Annotated in this window: 17 protein-coding genes; 12 read left to right on the forward strand and 5 right to left on the reverse strand. The window is 73.4% G+C overall.

The genetic code is table 11. From position 1 onward, the window contains the following. Position 1 precedes the first annotated feature (1 nt). Positions 2 to 1,273 carry an ABC transporter substrate-binding protein gene (locus LO763_RS15310; protein WP_230785839.1) on the reverse strand — a complete coding sequence of 424 codons (1,272 nt, stop codon included), beginning with the start codon at positions 1,271 to 1,273 and terminating at the stop codon, positions 2 to 4. A gap of 236 nt (positions 1,274 to 1,509) precedes the next feature. Between LO763_RS15310 and LO763_RS15315 the strand changes: the two genes are divergently transcribed. The 5 genes from LO763_RS15315 (at position 1,510) to LO763_RS15335 (ending at position 7,394) form a co-directional block, all read left to right on the forward strand. After that, on the forward strand, positions 1,510 to 2,268 hold the full coding sequence (locus LO763_RS15315) for a sulfite exporter TauE/SafE family protein (RefSeq protein ID WP_230785841.1): 759 nt from the start codon (positions 1,510 to 1,512) through the stop codon (positions 2,266 to 2,268). Positions 2,269 to 2,284: 16 nt separating this feature from the next. Beyond that, complete coding sequence (locus LO763_RS15320) at positions 2,285 to 3,064, forward strand: hypothetical protein (protein ID WP_230785843.1); 780 nt, start codon at positions 2,285 to 2,287, stop codon at positions 3,062 to 3,064. A 268-nt stretch (positions 3,065 to 3,332) separates the two neighbouring features. Next, positions 3,333 to 3,752: a hypothetical protein gene (locus tag LO763_RS15325; protein WP_230785845.1), complete on the forward strand. Its 420-nt coding sequence runs from the start codon at positions 3,333 to 3,335 to the stop codon at positions 3,750 to 3,752. Positions 3,753 to 3,850: 98 nt separating this feature from the next. Continuing rightward, positions 3,851 to 4,438: an alpha/beta fold hydrolase gene (locus tag LO763_RS15330; protein ID WP_230785846.1), complete on the forward strand. Its 588-nt coding sequence runs from the start codon at positions 3,851 to 3,853 to the stop codon at positions 4,436 to 4,438. 106 nt (positions 4,439 to 4,544) lie between these two features. Further along, positions 4,545 to 7,394: an AfsR/SARP family transcriptional regulator gene (locus tag LO763_RS15335; RefSeq protein WP_230785848.1), complete on the forward strand. Its 2,850-nt coding sequence runs from the start codon at positions 4,545 to 4,547 to the stop codon at positions 7,392 to 7,394. An 82-nt stretch (positions 7,395 to 7,476) separates the two neighbouring features. Here the strand turns inward: LO763_RS15335 and LO763_RS15340 are convergent, their stop codons facing one another. Further along, positions 7,477 to 8,115, reverse strand: coding sequence for a hypothetical protein (locus LO763_RS15340; protein ID WP_230785850.1), 639 nt, complete (start codon positions 8,113 to 8,115; stop codon positions 7,477 to 7,479). Between the two features lie 133 nt (positions 8,116 to 8,248). Continuing rightward, the gene (locus LO763_RS15345) at positions 8,249 to 9,181 is read right to left on the reverse strand and encodes an NADP-dependent oxidoreductase (RefSeq protein WP_230785852.1); all 933 of its coding nucleotides are present in this window, start codon (positions 9,179 to 9,181) and stop codon (positions 8,249 to 8,251) included. Positions 9,182 to 9,314: 133 nt separating this feature from the next. Here LO763_RS15345 and LO763_RS15350 point away from each other — a divergent pair, with 133 nt between their 5' ends. Beyond that, positions 9,315 to 9,836 carry a MarR family winged helix-turn-helix transcriptional regulator gene (locus tag LO763_RS15350; protein WP_230785854.1) on the forward strand — a complete coding sequence of 174 codons (522 nt, stop codon included), beginning with the start codon at positions 9,315 to 9,317 and terminating at the stop codon, positions 9,834 to 9,836. 42 nt (positions 9,837 to 9,878) lie between these two features. On the opposite strand, the gene LO763_RS15355 is transcribed toward LO763_RS15350, so the two are convergent. Beyond that, complete coding sequence (locus tag LO763_RS15355; RefSeq protein WP_230785855.1) at positions 9,879 to 11,096, reverse strand: MFS transporter; 1,218 nt, start codon at positions 11,094 to 11,096, stop codon at positions 9,879 to 9,881. A 65-nt stretch (positions 11,097 to 11,161) separates the two neighbouring features. Here LO763_RS15355 and LO763_RS15360 point away from each other — a divergent pair, with 65 nt between their 5' ends. Next, on the forward strand, positions 11,162 to 11,548 hold the full coding sequence (locus LO763_RS15360; protein ID WP_230785857.1) for a MerR family transcriptional regulator: 387 nt from the start codon (positions 11,162 to 11,164) through the stop codon (positions 11,546 to 11,548). A 56-nt stretch (positions 11,549 to 11,604) separates the two neighbouring features. On the opposite strand, the gene LO763_RS15365 is transcribed toward LO763_RS15360, so the two are convergent. After that, positions 11,605 to 14,298: a carbohydrate-binding protein gene (locus tag LO763_RS15365; protein WP_230785859.1), complete on the reverse strand. Its 2,694-nt coding sequence runs from the start codon at positions 14,296 to 14,298 to the stop codon at positions 11,605 to 11,607. 211 nt (positions 14,299 to 14,509) lie between these two features. Here LO763_RS15365 and LO763_RS15370 point away from each other — a divergent pair, with 211 nt between their 5' ends. The 5 genes from LO763_RS15370 to LO763_RS15390 all read left to right on the forward strand — a co-directional run bounded on the left by LO763_RS15370 (position 14,510) and on the right by LO763_RS15390 (position 20,930). Continuing rightward, entirely contained in the window at positions 14,510 to 16,630 is a 2,121-nt protein-coding gene (locus LO763_RS15370) for a glycoside hydrolase family 36 protein (protein ID WP_230785861.1), read from the forward strand. A 10-nt stretch (positions 16,631 to 16,640) separates the two neighbouring features. After that, complete coding sequence (locus LO763_RS15375; RefSeq protein ID WP_230785863.1) at positions 16,641 to 17,954, forward strand: ABC transporter substrate-binding protein; 1,314 nt, start codon at positions 16,641 to 16,643, stop codon at positions 17,952 to 17,954. Between the two features lie 80 nt (positions 17,955 to 18,034). Beyond that, positions 18,035 to 18,934, forward strand: coding sequence for a carbohydrate ABC transporter permease (locus LO763_RS15380; protein WP_230785866.1), 900 nt, complete (start codon positions 18,035 to 18,037; stop codon positions 18,932 to 18,934). Between the two features lie 86 nt (positions 18,935 to 19,020). After that, positions 19,021 to 19,812, forward strand: a complete 792-nt coding sequence (locus LO763_RS29005) for a carbohydrate ABC transporter permease (protein ID WP_369432007.1) — start codon at positions 19,021 to 19,023, stop codon at positions 19,810 to 19,812. Positions 19,813 to 19,889: 77 nt separating this feature from the next. Then, positions 19,890 to 20,930 carry a LacI family DNA-binding transcriptional regulator gene (locus LO763_RS15390; protein WP_230785870.1) on the forward strand — a complete coding sequence of 347 codons (1,041 nt, stop codon included), beginning with the start codon at positions 19,890 to 19,892 and terminating at the stop codon, positions 20,928 to 20,930. Positions 20,931 to 20,991 lie beyond the last annotated feature (61 nt).

Raw genomic sequence — 20,991 nt, forward strand, 5'->3', positions numbered from 1 at the left:
CCTACTCGATGATCGACTCGAGCTGCGTCTGGACCTTGTCGAGCTCGGTCTGGGCGTCGCCGCCCTCGTTCCAGAACGTGCCGAGGTTGTCGTCGAAGGCGGCCATCATCTCGTTCCACTCGGGAATGAAGGGGGCGCGGAGGATGAAGTCGGCCGACTCGCCGAACGCGCCCATGTTCAGGTCCTCGGGGGCCCACTCGGGGTGCAGGAACGCGTCGGACTGCTGCACTTCGAGGTTGGCCGGGACGTCCAGGGCGTTGTCGATGAGGACCTGCTGCGCCTCGACGTCGGTGAGGAGCTCGATCGCCTCGAAGGCCTTGTCCGGGTTCTCGCTGTCGCGGGTGATCGCCAGGCCCGAGCCGAAGCCGGACACGGCCTGCTGCTCGCCCTGCCACATCGGGGCGATGCCCCAGTCGAAGTCGGCCTCGGCGAGGCCGATGATGCCCCAGAACCCGGTGGTGTTCATGGCGACGGTCTGCGCGGCGAACGCCTGGTCGCCGCCGACGTCGGGGCCCATGTCCGCGTACTCGGCGGGGGTGGGCACGACGTGGTCGACGTGCGCCAGGTCGTTGGCCCACTGGAGGGCCTCGGCGACCTCGGGGGAGTTGGCGGTCGGCCGGCCGGAGTCGTCGATGATCTGCCCGCCGTTCTGGTACGCGAAGCTCCACCACTGCGCCCACCAGCCGGCGCCGCCGTAGCCCCACTGCTCGCCGGGGACCGTCAGCTGCTCCATGGCGGCGTGAGCGTCCTCCTGGGTCCACTCGGCGGTGGGGTACTCGATGCCGGCGGCGTCGAACAGGTCCTTGTTGTAGAAGACGACCATCGCGCCCGAGCGGTCGGGGATCGCGTAGGTCTCGCCCTCGTAGGCGTAGAGGTCGGCCACGGGGCCGAAGCGCTGCTCCATGTCCAGGCCGGAGGAGTCGATGTGCTCGCCGAGCGGCAGGAGCTGGCTCTTGGACGAGTAGGAGTTGACGTTCTCGGCGACCTGCATGATGTCGGGGCCGTCGCCGCCGGCGATCATCGTCTGGACCTTCTGCGCGTACTGGTCCGAGGGGATGAGCTGGAGTTCGATCTCGATGTCGGGGTTCTCGGCCTCGATGAGGTCGATGCGCTGCTGGTACGTCTCCTTCTCGGCGTCGCCGCCCCAGACCACCATCGAGAGGGCGCCGTCGTCGCCGCCTCCGCCGGAGCCGCAGGCCGTCAGGCCCGCCGCTCCGATCAGTGCCGTCGCCGCGATGCCGGCCCGAGTGTGCCAGCGAACCTTGTCCACCATGTCTTCCGCCTCCTTGCGGTCGGGGGTTGGACGCCGACGCGGAGCGTCGGCGGTGAGTTAAGACACCGATAAATCTAACCAACAGAAAAAGTGCGGTACAGATGTGACCGATAACGATTTCATAATGCTTGACCCCGCTGACATGGGACGAAACCGCGCACTCGGGCACAGTCTCCCCCTGGCGGGCCGCGTCCCGACCGCCGCGTCACTGGGGCGGGAGTGAATGATGGGGCCCCATGAGCGAACTCCCCTCCGACCCCGCCGCCTGGGCCGCCCTCGCGCTGGCCGCCGCGCTCGTCGGGTTCTCCAAGACCGGCATCAACGGCACCGCTTCGCTCTCCATCCTGCTGTTCGCGACCGTGCTCCCCGCCAAGGAGTCCACCGGCGCCCTCCTGCCGGTGCTCGTCATCGGCGACCTGTTCGCGATCCGCTTCTACTCGCGCCACGTCGCCTGGCCGGTCCTCGCCCGGCTCGCCCCCTGGGTCGTGATCGGCGTCGGGGCCGGGGCGGTCGCCCTCTGGTACGCCGACGACGCCCTCATGCGCGTCGTCATCGGCGCCGTCCTCCTCGCCATGCTCGCCCTCCAGGTCTGGTCGAGGCTGCGGCCCCGGCCCGACGAGGCCGCGCCGCCCCGCGGCCTCGCCCGCCGGAGCGCGGCGGCCGGGACCGGCGTCGCGGCGGGCGCGGCCACGATGCTCGCCAACGCGGCCGGGCCGGTCATGGTCCTCTACCTGATGCTCTCGGGCTTCCCGAAGCTGCGGTTCCTCGGCACGATGGCCTGGTTCTTCTTCGCCGTCAACCTCTTCAAGGTCCCCGTCAGCGCCGGCCTCGGCCTCATCACCTGGACCACGATGCTCACGGCCCTGATCCTGGTGCCCGCCGTCGCGCTCGGCGCCTTCACCGGCCGGGCGGTCGTGCACCGCGTCGACCAGAAGCAGTTCGAGATCGCTACGCTCGCCCTCTCGGCGGTCGGCGCCGCCCTGCTCATCATCTGACCCGGAGGACGCGCACATGCACCGCACCGGCGAGACCGGGCCCTGGGCCCTGGTCGCGGCCCTGAACGCCTGGGCCCTGGACACCGACTGGGTCGACTGGGTCGAGATCGGCGGCTCCCTCGGCCGCGGCGCCGGCGACGAGCTCTCCGACGTCGACGCCGGGATCGGCGTCCGCGGCCTCGCCGACCGCCCCGGCCGCGTCGACGAGGCCCTCGACGCCGCGCGCGGCCTCGCGCCCCTCGCCGCCGCCCTCGTCCAGCAGTGGGACGGCGGCGCCGCCCACCTCCTCTGCGCCTACCGCGACGGCCGCCAGCTCTCGCTCGTCGTCCTCGACGAGGCCGTCCGCACCGGCCTGCCCCCGCAGGCGATCGCCGCCGTCGACAAGTCCGGCCGCCTCGCCCGCGCCCTCGACCGGGACCGCTGGGACCCCGACGAGGCCGCCGTCCGCGAATGGGCCTTCCTGGCCTGGATCGCGATCGGCGACGCTGCTCGCCACCGGCTCCGCGACCACCCCTGGCGCGCACTGGCATCGCTCACCGAGGCCCGCGACCGGCTCTGGCGGCTCCACGCGCACGCCCTCGGCCTGGTCTACCCCGAGTTCGGCGCCGTCACCGTCGAGAACGCCGAAGCCGAACCGCCGCAGGGCATCGAGCGCACCCACCCCCGCGACCTGAGCCCCGGCGAGCTGCGCCGCGCGCTCGCGGCCACCGGCGGCCTCCTCGCCCCGTACACCTCGGGGGACCTGCGCGACCTCGCCGACACGGTCGAGCACCGCGTGGCCCTCCTGTCCGAATAGGTCCCCGGCTCTCAGCAAGCGGTCAGTCGCCTCCCAGGTCCGGCACACCGAAGGCCACGTAGGCTCGAACGCGACATATCGAACCGAGGGGGCCTGAATCCGCAAGCCGCGCAACCGCACCGTCGTCGGACTGCTCCGCGCGGCCGCTGCGCCGGCCTTCGGCCTCCTCTCGTGGACGGCGGCGCACGAGCTCGCCGCCTGGATCATCGACTGCACCCACGCGGGCGCCGGCCACCGGTCCTGGTCCCACCACGCCTCCTCGGCCGCGGTGGCCCTCGGCTGCCTCGGCGCGGGCGCCCTCCTGGCGCTGCTGTCGGCCCCCGCCGCCCCCGACCGCTCCCGGCGGCCCGTCCCCTTCGCGGCGGTCCGCTCCTCGGCCCTGCTCGTGACCGGCGGCTTCGTCGGCGCCGACATCGCCGGGCGGGCCCTGGCGGGGGACTCCACGGCCCCCTCCCTGCTGGTCCTCCTGATCGGACTCGGCGTCTACCTGCTCATCGGCGCCGCGGCCTCCGCGCTGTGGCACTGCTGGGCGGGCGCCATCCCCTGGGCCCTCCGGCCCCTCGTGGAGGTCCGGCGGCCCGGTCCGCCGCGCCGGAACGCCATGGCGGCGGCCCGCTGGGACCGCCCCCGGCCCCGCCACTGGGCCCGCGCCTTCGCCGGGCGCGCGCCACCTCGCGCCGCAGCCTGACCGACCCCGCTTCCCCTGACGGCGCCGCGACGCGCCGACGACCCGTCCCGCAGCGCCGGACGGCGGTCCCTTCTCCGACCCATCCCGGGAGACCTGCTGTGTCCACTCCGCGAATCGAAACGCTCCTGCACGACCCCGAACGACAGTCCGCATACGAGCGGTGGGGCGCGTGCGGCCGCCCCGTCCTGCTCCTCAACCGCCCCGAGCACGACCGGTCGGCCTGGTGGCCCGTCGCCGCCCGCCTCGGCGACGACCACGCCGTCATGGTCCTCGACCTGCCGCGCGGCCACTCGCCCGCGGCGCTCGCCGAGGACCTCGCCCACATGGTGCTCCAGCTGGGCACGCGCGCCCCCGTCCTGGTCGGCTGCGCCTCGGCGGCCCTCGTCGCCTCGGTCTTCGCCGCCAGGTACCTCGCGCACGCGGTCGTCAACGTCGAGCAGCGCCTCGACGGCGCCTCCGACGACCCCGGCCTGGCGCAGGCCCTGCGCGAGGTCGCCGAGGCCCGCAGGCCGATCGCGTGCCGGTACCTGTCGGTGTTCGCGGACGAGCCCGAACCGGGCTACGCCGCGTGGCTCGGGGCGCGCGTCCCGGGAGCCCGCTGCCGCGTCTACGGCACGCCGGGGGAGCTGCCGCACCTGGCCGCCCCCGCCCGCTTCGCCGCCGACGTCCGCGCCCTGGCCGCCTGAGGCGCCGAAAACCGGCGCGGGGCTGTCGCACCCCCGAGGTAGGCTCGACGACGAAAGGTGCATAACCGACAGTCAACTCAGGACCTCTCCCTCATCGGGTGATGCGTTGGACTCACAAGCCCCCAAGACGCTGGCGGTCCGGGTGCTCGGTTCCCTGGACGTCCGCCTCGGCGGACGCCCGGCGGCGCCGACCGCCCGGCGCCTGCGGTCCCTGCTCGTCGTGCTGGCCATGGCCGGCGGCGAGCCCGTCCCGGTCGAACGCCTGGCCGCCGTCCTGTTCGGCGACGACCCGCCGGCCAACCCCAGGCGCAGCGTCCAGACCTACGTGGCCCGCCTCCGGGCGGCGCTCGGCGACCGCCTCGTGCGCACCTCCCCGGCCGGAGTGCGGCTCCGGGTCGGGCCCGGCGACGTGGACGCCCTCGAGTTCGAGCGGCTGCTCGACCTGAGCGCCCGGGCCGCCGACGCCGCCGCCGAACGCGACCTCCTGGGCCGGGCGCTCGCGCTGTGGCGCGGCGACCCCATGGAGGACGTCTCCTGCGAATGGCTCGAGCGCTTCGAGGCCCCGCGGCTGCTGGAGCGGTACCTGTCCGCCGTCGAGCGCCGGGTCGACCTCGACCTCCTGCTCGGGCGGCACCGGGACCTCGCGGCCGAGCTGCACCGGCTCACGGCCGCTCACCCGCTCCGGGAACCGCTGCTGGCCCGCCTGCTGGTGGTCCTCCAGCGCCTCGGCCGCCCCGCCGAGGCGCTGGAGCGGTACGAGTCGATCAGGAGGCGGCTCGCCGAGGAGCTCGGCACCGACCCCGGCCCCGAACTCCGGCGCGTCCACGCCGACCTCCTGGCCGGCCGCGCCCCGGCGGCGGCGCCCCCGCGGCCCCCGACCGCCTCCGCCGCTCCCGCCGTGGTGCCCAGGCAGCTGCCGCCGGCGATCGGCGACTTCATCGGCCGCGCCGGACCCCTCGCGGAACTGGACCGCCTCCTGGCCGAGCGCGGCGACCCGGTTCCCGGGGCGGTGGCCGTCGGCGCGATCGGCGGCATGGCCGGCATCGGGAAGACGACGCTGGCGGTCCACTGGGCGCACCGGGTCGCCGACCGCTTCCCCGACGGGCACCTGTACGTCAACCTGCGCGGCTTCGACCTGGCCGGGCGGCCGCTGCGGCCCGAGGAGGCGATCGGCCGGTTCCTGGAGGCGCTCGGCGTCCCGCCCGAGCGGATGCCCTCGGAGCTGGACGCGCTGGTGGGCCTCTACCGCAGCCGGACCGCCGGCAAGCGGCTGCTCGTCCTGCTGGACAACGCGTCCGGGGCGGACCAGGCGCGCCCGCTGCTGCCGTCCGGTAGCGGCAGCCTGGTGCTCGTCACCAGCCGCGACCGGCTCTCGGGCCTGGTCGCCATCGAGCACGCGCACCCGATCGGCCTCCCCCTGCTCACCGACGAGGAGGCGCAGCGGTTCCTCACCCGCAGGCTCGGCCGCGGGCGCATCGCCGCGGAGCCGGAGGCCGCGCGGGCCGTCGTCGACTCGTGCGCCCGGCTGCCGCTGGCGCTGGCCATCACCACCGCCAACGCGGCCACCAGCCCCGGCCTGTCGCTGGCCGTCCTGGCCGCCGAGCTCGGCGACGCGGCCACCAGCCTCGACTCGCTGGCGGGCGACGACGCGGCCGCCGACCTCCGCGCGGTGTTCTCCTGGTCCTACCGGGCCCTCGCCGAGGGCCCGGCCCGGCTGTTCCGGCTCCTGGGCCTGCACCACGGACCGGACGTCTCGGCGGCCGCCGCCGCGAGCCTGGCGGCCGTCGCGCCCGGGCGGGCCCGCCGGACCCTGGCGGAGCTGGCCCGCGCCCATCTGGTGTCGGAGGCCGCCCCCGGGCGCTACGCGCTGCACGACCTGCTGCGCGCCTACGCGGTCGAGCTCGCCGAGGCCGTCGACGCCCCGGAGGACCGGCGCGCGGCGGTGCGGCGGTTGCTCGACCACTACGTCCACACCGGACACGCCGCGAACCTCCTGGTGTACCCCGGCACCCCCGAGATGGCGATCCCGCTGGGCGACCCCGCTCCGGGGGCCGCCGTCGAGGCCTTCGCCGACCGCGACGCGGCGATGGCCTGGTTCGAGGCCGAGCACGCCGCCATGACCGCCGCCGGCCTCCGCGTCGCCGGCGACTTCGACGCCCATGTCTGGCAGCTGGTGTGGACGCTCCACCACTTCTCCTCGCTGCGCGGCCGCATGACCGAGCTGGTCGAGCTCCAGCGCATCGCCCTGAACGCGGCGCGGCGGCTGGGCGACGCGGCCGCGCAGGCCCACTCGCACCGCGTGCTGGCCTGGGCCAGCACCCGGCTCGGGCGCCTCGCCGACAGCCGCGCGCAACTGGCGCGGGCCCTGGAGCTGTCCGAGCGGGCGGGCGACGCGGCGGGGCAGGCGGCCGCGTACCGCAACCTGAGCCACCTCGCGCAGCGGAACGGCGACTCCGCCGAGGCGCTCGGCCACTCCCGCCGGGCGCTGGAGCTGTACCGGGAGGCGGGCGACCGCGCCGGGGAGGCCCGCGCCCTCAACTCGATCGGCTGGTACCACGCCCAACTCGGCCAGTACGCGAAGGGGCGCCGCCACTGCGACCGGGCGCTGGCCCTGTGCCTGGAGCTCGGCTACGCCTCCCTCGCGGCCAACGTCTGGGACAGCCTCGGCTACATCCACCACGGGCTCGGCGACCGCGACCGGGCGCTCGCCTGCTACGGGCGCGCCCGCGACCAGTACCGGGAGCTGGGCAACCGCTTCTTCGAGGCCGAGACGCTCGCCCACCTGGGCGACCTCCACCGCTCCGCCGGGGACGACGACGCCGCCCGCGAGGCGTGGCGCGAGGCGCTGGGCCTCCTCACCGAACTCGAGTACGCCGACGCCGACCAGGTCCGCAGCAGGCTCGCCGAGCTGGACGCTCCCGCCGGGGCGGCCGCGCGCGATCCGCGGCGGCGCTGAAGCCGCCCGGGAGCCCCGGTCGGCCCACCGCGGACGAGGACCGGCCGCACCGCCGCGGCGGTGCGGCCGGAACCGTCGGCGATCAGGTGATGTCGAACGGAGCGGAGTCGATGTCGCAGACCGCCTGCGGCGAGCCGACGCCGGTGCATCCCTCGGGCAGGTAGGTCCAGACCCAGATCATGCTCGGGTCGGTGGAGACCAGGTTGACCACCGACTGGCTGTTGATGTAGAAGGAGTCCGGCCCGGTGAGGGTGACTTCGCCGCCGCTGACGGCGGGCGGGAAGACCAGCGAGCAGCACCAGGCGAAGTCGGCCTGGGCCCCGGTGTGCAGGGTCAGGCCGCCCGGGGAGTCGTGCAGGCTCCCCAGGAGCGAACCGGCCATGTCGGGGCCGATCTGGCTGCATTCGAACGTCGCGGCGTAGTCCATCCACGCCTCGGGGTAGAAGCCGCCGACCTCGACGGTCCAGCCCCACAGGCATTCGAAGGCGTCCGGCGGCTGCTGCCGCTGCTCCAGGGCGACCTCGTACTCGTCCAGCGGGGCCGCGGCGAAGCCGTCGACCGCGGGCAGCTCCACCGTCTCGGTCTGCGGCGCGGTGTCCGCGGCGGTGTCTGCGGCGGGGCCGGGCGGCGCGGCCGAGGCCGCGCCGGGCGCCGTGAGCGCCAGCGCCGCGGCGAAGGCCGCCGCGGTGACGGCGAGCAGGCGCCGTGTGAGTGTCCTCATGGGTTCCCTTTCTGATGCCGCCGCGCGGGGCGCGGCGGATTCGGTGCGGTTGGTGCGACCCATGGAACCGGCGGCCTGCTTCGGATCTGCTTCACATGCGCGTCTGCCGACGTAGCGGGGGCGCGCGCCCCCGCTACGGCACGAGCACGGTCTTCCCCGCCAGCGTCCCCGCGGCGAACCGGTCGTGCACGGCCTTCGCCTCGGCCAGCGGCAGCCGCTCGGCCACGTCCACCGTGAGCTCCCCGGCGTCGACGAGTGCGACGAGCTCCGCGAGCTGCCCGGCGTCGCCGCGCATGGACATCATCTCGGTCCGCACGCCGCGGCCGGCCCCCTCCGGGGCGGGCACGGTGGCGCTGACGAGCACGCCGCCCTCCGCCACCAGTTCCGCCATCCGCGCGACCTCTTCGGGGGCGGTGCGCACCAGGTGGAACACCGCGTCGAACCGCTGCCCCGCGAGCGCCTCGGCGACGGGCCCGGCGGTGTAGTCGACGATCCGGTCCGCGCCCGCGGCCTTGACGCGGTCGAGGCTGCGGGCGCTGGCGGTCGCGGTGACCTCGGCGCCGGCCCGCTTGGCGAGCTGCACGGCGATCCTGCCGACCCCGCCCCCGGCGCCGTTGACCAGCAGGCGCTGGCCCGATCGCAGCTTCGCGTGCTCGTACAGCCCCTGCCAGGCGGTCAGCCCGACGCCGGGCAGCGCCGAGGCGTCGGCGAGCGGGACGGTCCGGGGCGCGGCGGCCAGGGCGTCGGCGGGGACGGCGATGTACTCGGCGGCCGCGCCCGGCGCGTTGATGGCCAGGGACGCGACCACCGCGTCCCCGACGCTCCAGCCGGTCACGCCCTCGCCGGTCTCGGCGACGGTGCCGGAGGCGTCCATGCCCGGGGTGTGCGGGAACTCCACGGGGGCGAACTGGTGGAAGCCGCCCGCTCGGATCATGGCGTCGACGGGGTTGAACGCGGCGCCCGCGACCTTCAGGACCACGTGGCCCGGCGCCGCCGTCGGACGCTCCGCCTCCTCGACCCGGAGGACGTCGCTGTCGCCGTAGGCGTGGTATCGCACTGCTTTCATGATGGCTCCTTCGAGAATTTGCTTCGAATTCGAAGCATGATCTCGAGTGTAAAGTGCTTTGAATTCGAAGCAAGCAATCGCTGCGGTGACGCTCCGCACATTGCTTCGAATCCGAAGCAGGTACGGTCGGGGGATGACCGAGCCCGATCACGACCCAGGACCCGGGCTCGCGCCCGAGCAGGTGGCGACCTACTTCGCCCTCACGGAGGCCGCGGGCGCCCTCCAGCACCACGTCGAGCAGCACCTGCGCGCCGAGATCGGCCTGAGCGCGATCCAGTTCCGCATCCTGGCGACCCTCGCGGAGGCCGGCGGGCGGCTGACCATGACCGAACTCGCGGACGGCGTGGTCTACAGCCGCAGCGGCCTCACCTACCAGGCCGGACTGCTGGAGAAGGCCGGGCTGGTCACCCGCTGCCCGAGCCCCGACGACGAGCGCTCGACCCTGCTCGCCCTCACCGACGAAGGGCTCGCCCGCGTCGAGCAGGCCATGCCGGGCCACGTGGCGGTCGTCAAGCGCCTGCTGTTCGACCCGCTGTCCGAGGCGGACCTGGCCGCCCTCGGCGACATCATGGCCCGCGCGCGCGACCACATGCGCGCCCAGCCGCCCCGCTCCGCGGCCCCGCGCAAGCGCCGCCCGGCCTCAGAACCCGAGTGAGGGCCGGTGTCGGCGCGCCGACACCGGCCCTCACCGCACCCGTCAGGAACCGGTCCCCAGCCCGGGCCGCTCGGCCGGGAAGGCGTGCGAGCGGGCGGCGACCACCACGACCACCACCGGCGCCATGAGCGCGACCACGCCCCACGGGAAGGACCCCGGGCCGAGCGCGCCCAGCATGACCCCGCCGACCGCGCCGCCCGCCGCCATCGACGAGTTCCAGGTCGTCACCAGCAGCGCCTGCGCCCGGTCGCCGCCCGCGTCCGTGACCGCCGTCTGGAGCAGCGTGGTCACCCCGCCCCAGCCCAGCCCCCACAGGACGACCGCCGGGTACAGCGTGAGCGGGTCGTCCGCCAGCACCGTGAGCATCCCGGCCGCCGCCAGGAACAGGACCGAGCTGACGATCGTCAGCAGCCGCAGCCGCCGGTCCACCAGCGCCCCGGTGACGACGATGCTCGCCACCGACGCGATGCCGAAGACCAGCAGCACCGACTCGCGCCGCGCGTCCATCCCGTTGGCGTCCAGGAAGGCCGCGATGTAGGTGTAGAGGATGTTGTGGGCCAGCACGTAGGCCGCCACGGTGAACAGCACCGCGGCCACGCCGGGGAGCCTGAGCGCCCCCAGGACCGGCTCCCGCCCGTCCCGCGCCCGGCCGGGGAACTCGGGCACCGACGCGCGGATCCAGACCGCCAGCAGCGCCGAGACGGCCGCCACCAGGCCGAAGGTCATGCGCCAGCCGACCAGCCCGCCGAGGAGCGTCCCCAGGGGGATGCCCAGCGACAGCGCCAGCGGCACGCCCGCCATCGTCAGCGCGATGGCGCGTCCCTGGAGGCGCGCCGGCGCGAGCCTGCGGGCGTAGCCCACCAGCTCGGCCCACACGACCGCGGCCGCGACGCCGGCGACGAGCCGCAGGCCCATCGTCAGGAGGTACGAGGAGGAGACCGCGGTGACCAGGTTGGCGACGGCGAACGCGGCCACCGCGGTCAGGAGCAGGCGCCTGCGGGGCCAGGCGGCGGTGGCCGCCGCGACCGGGATGGCCGAGAGGCCCGTGGCGAGGGCGTAGACGGTGAGGGTCTGCCCGGCGGCCGACTCGCCCACCGACAGCCCGGCGGCCATCTCGGGCAGGACCCCCGCGGGCAGCGCCTCGGTGAGGATCGCCAGGAACGCCGCCGTCGTCAGGGCCAGCAGCGGCCAGATCGGGAGCCGGTCGCGTTCGGGGGCGTCCGCGGGATCGGGAATACGATGGGTACTGATCGTCGTCATGTTCAGTACCTTCCGACCCTCACATAGATGTGAAGGTCAAGTCGCCGTCGAATGAGGTGTGACACATGCGGATCGGTGCGTTGTCGGAGCGGACGGGGATCCCCCGGCGGATGCTGCGCTACTACGAGGAGACGGGCATGCTCGTCCCGGGCCGGTGCGGGAACGGGTACCGGGACTACGAGGAGCGGAGCGTCGACCGCGCGCTCCAGATCCGGGGCCTGCTGGAGGCGGGGGTGCCGACGCGGGTCATCAGGCAGGTGCTCCCGTGCCTCAAGCTCCAGGGGGCCATCCACGACTTCGACGCGACGCCGGAGACGCTGGACCTCCTGGAGCGCGAGCGCGACAGCATGTCGGACCGGATCGAGCACCTCTCGCGCAGCCGCGACGCGATCTCGCGGTACATCGACACGGTCCGCGGCGCGCGGTCGCCGGAGCGCCGGGTGGCCGCCTGAACGCGCGGACGGACCCCGCGCGCCATGCGCGCGGGGCCCGTCTCACCTTGCGGCGCTTACCGTCCCGACAGCCGTTCCGTCACCGGGTCGCCGAGGAGCCTCGGCGACACCACGATCCGGTCGATGTTCGGCGCCCACGCCTCCGCGTTGCCCAGCCGCAGCGGCTCGTCCGCGGTGGACAGCGTCACGGCGATGCTCCGCTGGAAGAAGCTGTCCCACGAGTACGTGTACCGGAAGTAGGCGTGCCCGACCTCCGTGCCGCCTTCGTGGACCTGGAGCTTCCGGTCGACCACCTGCGGGTTGTAGTCGTGGTCGCCCGAGAGCTCGGCGTTGGCGTAGTGGACGGTGACGTCGTACTCGCCCGCCTCGGCGAAGCCGTCGCGGGGGAGCTCGATCGCGTTCGCCGCGCCGTTGCCGATCCAGCCCACGAAGGCGCCGCCGGAGGCGTTGGTGCCGGTGTCCTCCGCGAGCGTGGTCGCCTCGGCCGCGCCGTGGAGCACGGCGTCCTCGGCCTCGATCGACACGGCGGCCTCGTCGGCCTCCCTGGCGCGCACTGTGGTCAGCGACTCCACGACCGCGCCCTCGGGGGAGCGGACCTCGATCTCGTTGATCCCCTCGACCAGGTGGACCCTGGCCGTGGACTGCCACGTGCCCTTGCGGTCCGCTTCGAGCCGGGCGGTCGGGACGCCGTTGACGCTCAGCTCGACCGCGGAGTCCCCGGCGGACGCCCAGTTCACGACCAGGTCGTGGTAGCCGGTCTCGATCGCGGTGGCGTACAGGTCGGCCCGGGCCCCGCCCTGGAGCTCGGCGCCGCCGCGCAGCGGCGAGCCGTTCGCCCAGTCGAGCGCGGCGCCCTCGGCGAGGCGGAACGTCGAGGCCGGGTACGCCGTGGGCTCGCCCTCGTCCACGGACGTCAGCGAGACCTTGTCGAGCGTGACGTCCGAGTTCGGCAGTACCGCGGTACCGTCCTCACTGGTCCTGATCGACAGGGTGCGGCTCCCCGCGGCCAGCTCCACCAGGACCTCGGCGCTGCCGCGGTACTGCCATTTGCTGGTCGCGTTGAGCCCGAGGTCGGCCGCGTACTGGATCGTCCCGGCCGCCTCGCCGTCCACGAAGAGCGCGTGGCGCCCGGGCACGCCCGGCGCCCCGCCGATGACCTGGAGCCGGTAGGTCCCGTCGCGCGGCACCTCCACGGTCCAGTCGGCCTTCGAGCCGACCTGGTTGAACGAGCCCACGTCCTGCCCGCCGGAGGCGAGGAACTGCCAGCCGCCGCCGCCCTTCGGGTCGTGCGAGTACACCGTCGCGTCCTGGAGGTCCATCGCCTCGGCCTCGATCGCGGCCGTCCACGCCTGCGCCCGCGCCCCGGCCTCGACGTCGCGGGACTGGGTCGGCGTGATGACGATCTGGTAGGCCGCGTACCGGTCGTAGGTGGGGACGTCCAGCGACAGCGCCCCGCCCTTGACCTTGAGCCCGTCGTAGGCGGCGACGACGCGCGGCGTGTACGCCAGGCCCTCGGCGCCGGTGAGCGCGTTCTCGCGGATCTCGACGTCGACCTTGTTCCCGAACAGGGACTTGTCGAGTCCGCTCAGGTCCAGCGTCACGTCGTTGTCGGTCCCGCCCCACAGGACGGTGGCGCGCCGGTTCTCCTCGTCGATCGCGCCGATGCCCTGCAGAGTGTCCACGGTGTCGGGGTTCGGCGGGGTCACCGCCACCGTGGTGGACCCGGCGAGGTCGCCGTACCACTTGAACATCCACCATCCGGCGTTCGCGCCGCCCGGCCGGGCGCTGTTGTCGGAGAGGTTGCCCGCGTAGTTCCAGTAGGCGGTCTGGGCGTCCACCTTGGTGTCCTCGAACATCGAGAGCCACTGCACGAGCTGCCCGGGCACGCCCATGTCGCGGAGCATCCCGTACTCGGTGATGTTGACCGGGACGGGGTCGAGCCCGAGCTCCCGTTCGAGCGCGCGGTAGTCGGCGAAGTTCCGCCGGTAGTGCGCGAGGTTGTCGATGCCCAGCTCGTGCCAGACGAAGATGTCCGGCAGTGAGCCGTGCTCCTTGGCGAAGGCGAGGATGTCGGCGCTGCGCTCGGGCTGCCAGCGGGTGTCGCCGGGGCCGGCGATGCGGGCGTGCCCGAGGCCGTGGCGCTCCCAGACCTCCTGGATCTTCTCGTAGACGGCCTGCCAGTCGCCGAGGAACTGGTCCTTCTGGTTCGCCCAGTCGGGGTACCAGTTGCCGCCGTCGGGCTCGTTGAACGGGAGGAAGACGTAGTCCTGCGGGCGGTCGGAGTCGGTCGCGACGGCCTCGGTCACGAACTCGACGACCTCGAGGAAGTCCCAGACGCCGTTGGGCTCCTCGGTGTAGGTGCCGTCCTCCGGGTTGTAGGTGCGGTCGTCACCGGGCCGCCGCCCGCCGTTGTAGGGCCACTCGGGGTAGTAGTCCTGCATGTAGATGTACATGTCCTCGCCGTGCTTGGCGAAGAAGCCGTCCTCGATCTTGATCGCGTCGCCCGAGGGGTGCTGGGTCCCGTAGGGCGCCTTCTGGGACGAGTTGGTGATGTGGGCGCCGTTGATCAGCGCCTGGGTGGGCGCGCCTTCGTCGCCGAAGCCGTAGAGCGTGCCGGTCGCGCCGCCGCGGAACTCGCCGGTGCGCTCGCCGAAGTCGACGGCGAGCACTTCGGTGGCGGCGGACGCCGGTGCGCCCCCCAGCCCGGTGACGGCGGTGGCCGCGACCGCCGCCGCGGTGGCAGTGGTCATCAGTCTCCTCTTCATTGAGTCTCTCCTCATCGAGACGCGGGGGGTCGGAGGCCCTCGATACGGCTTGAACGTACCGGGATTTGATAACGATTTCAAGACTAAACTTGAAATCGATTTCAGATTTGGCTACGGTTTCCCTGAAATCGCTACCAGACGAACCGGCTGGCAGCGGCGACCGCAAACACCGGAGCAGTACCGCCGAAGGGGTGTCGTGACCGAACAGTTGTCTTGGGGCAGTGCCGAATTCGAGCTCGGATTCGAGTGGGGCGCCGACGCTCCGGTGAGCGTCGCGCGCCTGGCGCGCGGCCGCCGCGGCCACCCCGTCCACCGCGTCCCGGCCGTCGAGGTCCTGACGGCCGACCAGGGCCACCTCCCCTCCTCCGACCGCCTCGCGCACACCGAGCTCGGCTCCCGGCTGCGGTACGTCTCCCACGAGGCCGCCGAGCACGGGGACCGCCGCACCCTCGTGATCCGCCAGGCCGCCGACGGCGTGGAGGCCGACCTCCTCCTCGAGGTCCTCGACCGCGCCCCCGCGGCCGTCCGCGCCCGCGTCGAGGTCCGCGCCACCGACCGCACCCTGGTCCTGCGCGCCGTCGCCTCCCTCTCCCTCGGCTTCACCGCCGACGACACCGCCCCCGGCAGTGCCTCCTCCGGCAGCGCCGCCGCCGACCACCTCGCCGGCTGGGACCGCGTCTGGGGCACGAGCGACTGGCTCGGCGAAGGCCGCTGGACCCGCGAGGCCCTGCGCGGCATCGACTTCCCGCGCCTGGCCTCCGAACTCACCGCCCAGAACCCCCGCGGCGCCTGGACCCGCACCTCCGACGGCACCTGGTCCACCGGCCGCCACCTCCCGACCGGCGCCGTCGTCTCCCCGGACCTCGCCCTCGCCTTCCAGATCGAGCACAACGGCCCCTGGCGCTGGGAGCTCGGCGAGGACGTCGGCGGCGGCTACCTCGCCCTCTCCGGCCCCACCGACGCCGACGCGGCCTGGACCAGGGTCCTGCGCCCCGGGCAGTCCTTCACCACCGTCCCCGCGACCGTCGCCGCCGGAGCCGACTTCGAGGACGCCCTCGCCGCCCTCACCGACTTCCGCCGCGCCGCCCGCCGCCCCCACCCCGACAACGCCGCCATGCCCGTGGTCTTCAACGACTACATGAACACCCTCGACGGCGACCCCACCACCGCGAAGCTCCTCCCGCTCATCGGCGCCGCGGCCGAAGTCGGCGCCGAGATCTTCTGCATCGACGCGGGCTGGTACGACGACAGCGGCGACTGGTGGCCCACCGTGGGGGAGTGGCGCCCCTCCACCACCCGCTTCCCCGGCGGCCTCGGCGAAGTCGTCGACGCGATCCGCGACGCCGGGATGATCCCCGGCCTCTGGCTCGAACCCGAGGTCATCGGCGTCCGCAGCCCCATGGCCGACGCCCTCCCCCCGGAAGCCTTCCTCCAGCGGCACGGCCAGCGCCTCGTCGAGCACCACCGCCACCACCTCGACCTGCGCCACCCCGCCGCCGTCGCGCACCTCGACGGCGTGGTCGACCGCCTCGTGAGCGACTTCGGCATCGGCTTCTTCAAGTTCGACTACAACATCGACCCCGGCCCCGGCACCGACCTCGACGCCGACTCGGTCGGCGACGGCCTCCTGGACCACAACCGCGCCCACCTCGCCTGGATCGACCGCCTCCTCGACCGCCACCCCGGCCTCGTGGTCGAGAACTGCTCCTCCGGCGCCATGCGCATGGACTTCGCGATCCTCTCGCGCCTGGCCATGCAGTCCACCTCCGACCAGCAGGACTTCACCAAGTTCCCGCCCATCGCCGCCGCCGCCCCGATCTCCCTGCTCCCCGAGCAGGCCGCCAACTGGGCCTACCCGCAGCCGGGCATGAACGACGAGGAGGCCGCGTTCTGCCTCGTCACCGGCCTCCTCGGCCGCTACTACGTCTCCGGCCACCTCAACGAGATGACCGAGGCCCAGCGCGCCACGGTCGCCGAGGCCGTCGCCGCCGCCAAGACCCTCCGCGCCACCGTCGCCGCGGGCCGCGCCCACTGGCCCGCCGGCCTCCCCGGCTGGACCGACCCCTGGACCGCCCTCGCCCTGCGCACCGACGGCGAAGAGCACGTCTCGGTCTGGCGCCGCGGCGGCCCCGACCGCACCGAACTGCGCTTCCCCCACCTCGCCGGCAGCGAGGTCGCCGTCGACACGGTCTTCCCCACCGGCCTGCCCGAGTGGAAGACCGCCTGGGACCGGGCCACCGGCACCCTCACCGTCCACGCGGGCGACGCCCTCGCCGCCCGCACCCTGCGCCTCACCGTCCGATCCTCGAAGAACTAGGAGCCGTTCAATGAAGAAGCCGTTCCGCTACGCGCCGGCGCTCGTCGCCGCCGCAGCCCTGACCCTCACCGCGTGCTCCGACCCCGGGGCCGGGACCGGCGACACCGGGCCCGTCGACTGGCCCGCCCAGGACGCCGACCTCTCCGGCACCACCCTCACCGTCTGGGCCGCCCAGAACTCGAACACCGTGCCCGACAGCGTGATCGCGGGCTTCGAGGAGCTCACCGGCGCCGAGGTCGAGGTCGTCACCATCCCCGACCCCTACGAGCAGGGCGTCCAGACCAAGGTCGCCACCGGCGACATGCCCGACCTCGCCTTCTGGCAGCCCACCGCCTCCCAGCTGACCGCCCTGAATGCGAAGCAGCACCTCCAGCCCCTCGACGACGCCCCCTGGCTCGACGCCTACAAGCCCGAGCTGCGCGACATCACCGGCATCCTGGACGGCACCCGCTACGCCGCGCTCATCACCACCCCCGCCGTCGAGGGCGTCTACTACAACAAGGAGGTGTTCGCGGCCAACGGGATCACCGAGACCCCCGCCGACTGGGACGCCTTCCTCCAGACCGCCCGCGACCTCGAGGGCGCCGGCGTCACCCCCTTCCACGAGATGGCCGCCGACCGCTGGGGCACCCAGTGGTGGGTCCAGGTCCAGCTCGCCGACGCCGCCGCCGACGGCCTGTGGGACCGCGTGAACACCCGCGAGGAGCTGTTCACCGACCCGACCATCCAGGGCGCCATCGACACCTACCAGGGCCTGATCGAGGAGGGCCTGTTCAACGAGGACATCAAGACCGCCACCTTCGAGGACCAGGGCGCGGCCCTGCTCGCGGGCGACGCGGCGATGGTCGTCCAGGTCAACTCCTTCTTCGGCCAGCTCCAGTCGCTCGCCGAGACCGAGGAGCTGAACCGGAAGATCGGCTTCTTCCCGATCTCCCCGTCCGGCAACACCGGCACCTTCATCCCCGACCAGTCGAACGCCCTGGTGGCCTTCAAGACCGGCGACGCCGACCGCGAGTCCGCGGCCCGCCAGCTCCTGTCCTACTGGATGGGCGACGGCTACGAGGGCTTCGTGAACGCCCAGTCCACCGTCTCGCTCCAGTCCGATGTGGAGACCCCCGCGGACGTCCCCGAGGCGCTCCTGTCGGTCAGCGACTCGCTCGGCACCGCCGTCGGCTCCATGCAGGCCTCCGCGATCGCCAACCCGGACCTGTACCTCTACCTGGCCGACATGATCCAGGGCACCAAGACCCCCGCCGAGGTCGCCGAGGCGACCCAGGCCCAGTTCGACGAGCTGGCCAAGGCCCAAGGCGCCGAGGGCTTCTGACGCGCGACGCGGGGGCGCGGCGCAGCCGCGCCCCCGCGACCCTCCCGTCCCCGCCACTGGAAAGGTCAAGGCCCGCAACCGTGTCAACGAACCTCACGCTCGCGAAGGCGCGCCCCCGGCAGCAGGACCACCCGCTGTGGTTCCTCGTCCCGGCGCTCGTGGTGCTGGTCGTGTTCTTCTTCGTCCCGACCCTGTTCAACTTCGTCTACGCGTTCACCGACTGGTCGAGCTTCAAGAGCGCCATCAACTTCGCCGGGATCGACAACTTCACCTCGCTGTTCTCCAACGGCACGCTCCTCAACTCCCTCAAGGTCACCCTCGTCTACGCCGTGCTCGTGGCCCTCTTCCAGAACGCCTTCGGCCTCGGCCTCGCGCTGCTGCTGGAGCGCGACACGCGCGTCAACCGCGCCGTCCGCGTCGCGTTCTTCATCCCCGTGATCATGTCCGCCCTCGCGGTGGGCTACATCTTCCAGGCGCTCCTCAAGCCCGACGGCGCCCTCAACGGCATCCTCGGCGCCCTCACCGGCGCCGACGTCGCGATCCCTTGGCTCGGCGACACCACCTGGACGATCGTGGTCGTCGCGGTCGTCCACGCCTGGAAGTGGATGGGCCTGTCGATGCTCATCTACCTCGCGGGGCTCAAGACGATCAACGAGGACGTGCTCGAAGCGGCCCGCCTCGACGGCGCGAACCGCTGGACCATGTTCCGCGCCATCCGCTTCCCGCTCCTGGCGCCCGCGGTGACCTTCAACGTCGCGACCGCGCTGCTCGGTTCGATGAACGGCTTCGACATCGTCCAGGCCACCACCGAGGGCGGCCCCGGCGGCACCACCGAGCTGCTGAACATCTTCATCTTCCGGACCTTCGGGCAGGGCCTGTTCGCCCAGGCCACGACCATGAGCCTGGTGCTGTTCCTGCTCGTCACCATCCTGGCCTTCCCCGTGATCCGCTTCCTGCGCAAGCGAGAGGACGTCCTGTGAGCACCACCGCCACCGGTACCGCCGCGCCGCGGCGGACGGCCCCCGCCCGGCGCGCCCCGCGCCGTCGCCGCCTCCCGCTCCAGCCGATCGCCGCGATCCTGGTCGCCGCCCTCGTGCTCGGCGTCCCCTTCTGGCTGGTCGTCGCGACCGCCTCCAAGGACCAGGCCGAGGCGCTCAACCCGAACCTCGAAGCGCCCTCGGAATGGCGGCTGCTCGACAACTTCGCCGCGGTCTTCAGCGACGGGCGCATGATGTCGGCCTTCTTCGGGAGCCTCCTGGTGATGGTCCCGGCCGTGGTCGGCGTGCTCGTCCTCGGCTCGATGGCCGCCTGGATCCTCGGCCGCCGCGGCGGGCGGCTCAGCGCCGCCGTCTACGCGCTCGCCATCTCCGGCATCGTGCTGCCGCCCGCGGTGGTCACGATCGTGCTCCTGCTGCGCCAGCTCGGCCTGGCCGGGACCGCGCTCGGCATGGTCGGCGTCTACATGGGCATGTACCTGTCCACGGTGGTCTTCTTCGTGACGGGCTTCGTGCGGACCATCCCGCACGAGCTCGAAGAGGCCGCCCGTGTCGACGGCGCCGGGCCGGTGCGCGTGTTCGTCCGCGTCATCCTGCCGCTGCTGAAGCCGGTGCTCGCCACCGCGACCATCCTGATCTGCCTCTACATCTGGAACGACGTGTTCTACGCGCTGTTCGTGATCGGCGGCCGCATCGACACGCTGCCGCTGAACCTGTACCAGGTCGCCAGCGCGGGCCTCTATCTCCAGAACTGGCACCTGATCTTCGCCTATATCATCCTCATGAGCCTGCCGCTGCTGATCACGTTCGTGGTCGCCCAGCGCAGGATCATCTCCGGCATCACAAGCGGAGCGGTGAAATGAGCTCGAGTACGAGCGGAGCGGTGAAATGAGTTCCGGCACGAGCGGAGCGGTGAAGTGAGCGCCCGCGGAGCGGCGGAGTGAGCACCAGGAAGGCGGTGGGCAGGGTGAACGAGCGCCGGAGGAACCCGACGATCTCCGACGTCGCGCAGCGCGCGGGAGTCTCGGTCCCGACCGTGTCCCGCGTCCTGACCGGCGCGGCCCGCGTGAGCCCGGCGAAGCGCGAGCTGGTCGAGGCCGCGATCGCCGAACTCGACTTCCGGCCCAGCGCCGCCGCCCGCGTGCTCGTCTCCCGCAGGTCGCAGACCATCGCCGTGATCGCCGGGAACACCTCCCGGTACGGCTACGCGGAGACCATCCGCGGCATCGAGATCGCCGCCCGCGCCGGGGGCTACACGGTCATGATCACCGTGGTCGAGAGCGCCGACGAGGACGAGGTGGACCGCGCGATCGCGGCGACGCTGACGCAGGCGCTGGCCGGGGTGGTGGTCCTCAAGTTCGACCCGCCCGGCGTGGCGGCCCTGCGCAAGATCCCGGCGAACCTGCCGGTCGTGGCGCTGTCGGGCACGCGCGAGCCCGGCGTGCGGCAGGCGGTCCTGGACGAGGCCGCCGCCGCCGAGGAGCTGACGCGGTACCTGCTCGACCTGGGGCACGAGACCGTCCACCACGTGCGGGTCCCGCCCTCGCGGCGCGTGGACGGCCGCACCACGGGCTGGAAGCGCGCGCTGACCGGCGCGAACGCCCCGGTGCCGCCGGTGCGCGACGCGACCTGGGACCCCCGGAGCGGCGTGGCGATCGGTCGCGAGTTCGCCGCGGACCCGGAGGTCACGGCGGTGTTCTGCGGGAACGACGAGATCGCGATGGGCGTCATGCGGGGCATCGCGGAGGCGGGCCTGCGCGTGCCGGAGGACGTCTCGGTGGCGGGCTTCGACGACCATCCGCTGGCGGGGCTCTGGTCGCCGCCGCTGACCACCGTGAAGCAGGACTTCGCCGGGCTCGGCGGCCGCGGATTCCAACTGCTGCTCCAGGCGATCGACGGCAACGGCGACCGCCGGTTCTCCTCGGAGCGGCCGGGCCTGGTCCTGCGCGAGAGCACCGCGGAGCCGAAGCCGCGCGGCTGAGGGCGGCCGAGAGGCCGATCGCCGTGCGCACCGGGAGGGGTCCCGCGCCGAAGGGCCGACA

Source organism: Glycomyces amatae (genome assembly GCF_020991375.1).
In the GTDB taxonomy this organism is placed as follows: Bacteria; Actinomycetota; Actinomycetes; order Mycobacteriales; family Micromonosporaceae; genus Glycomyces; species Glycomyces amatae.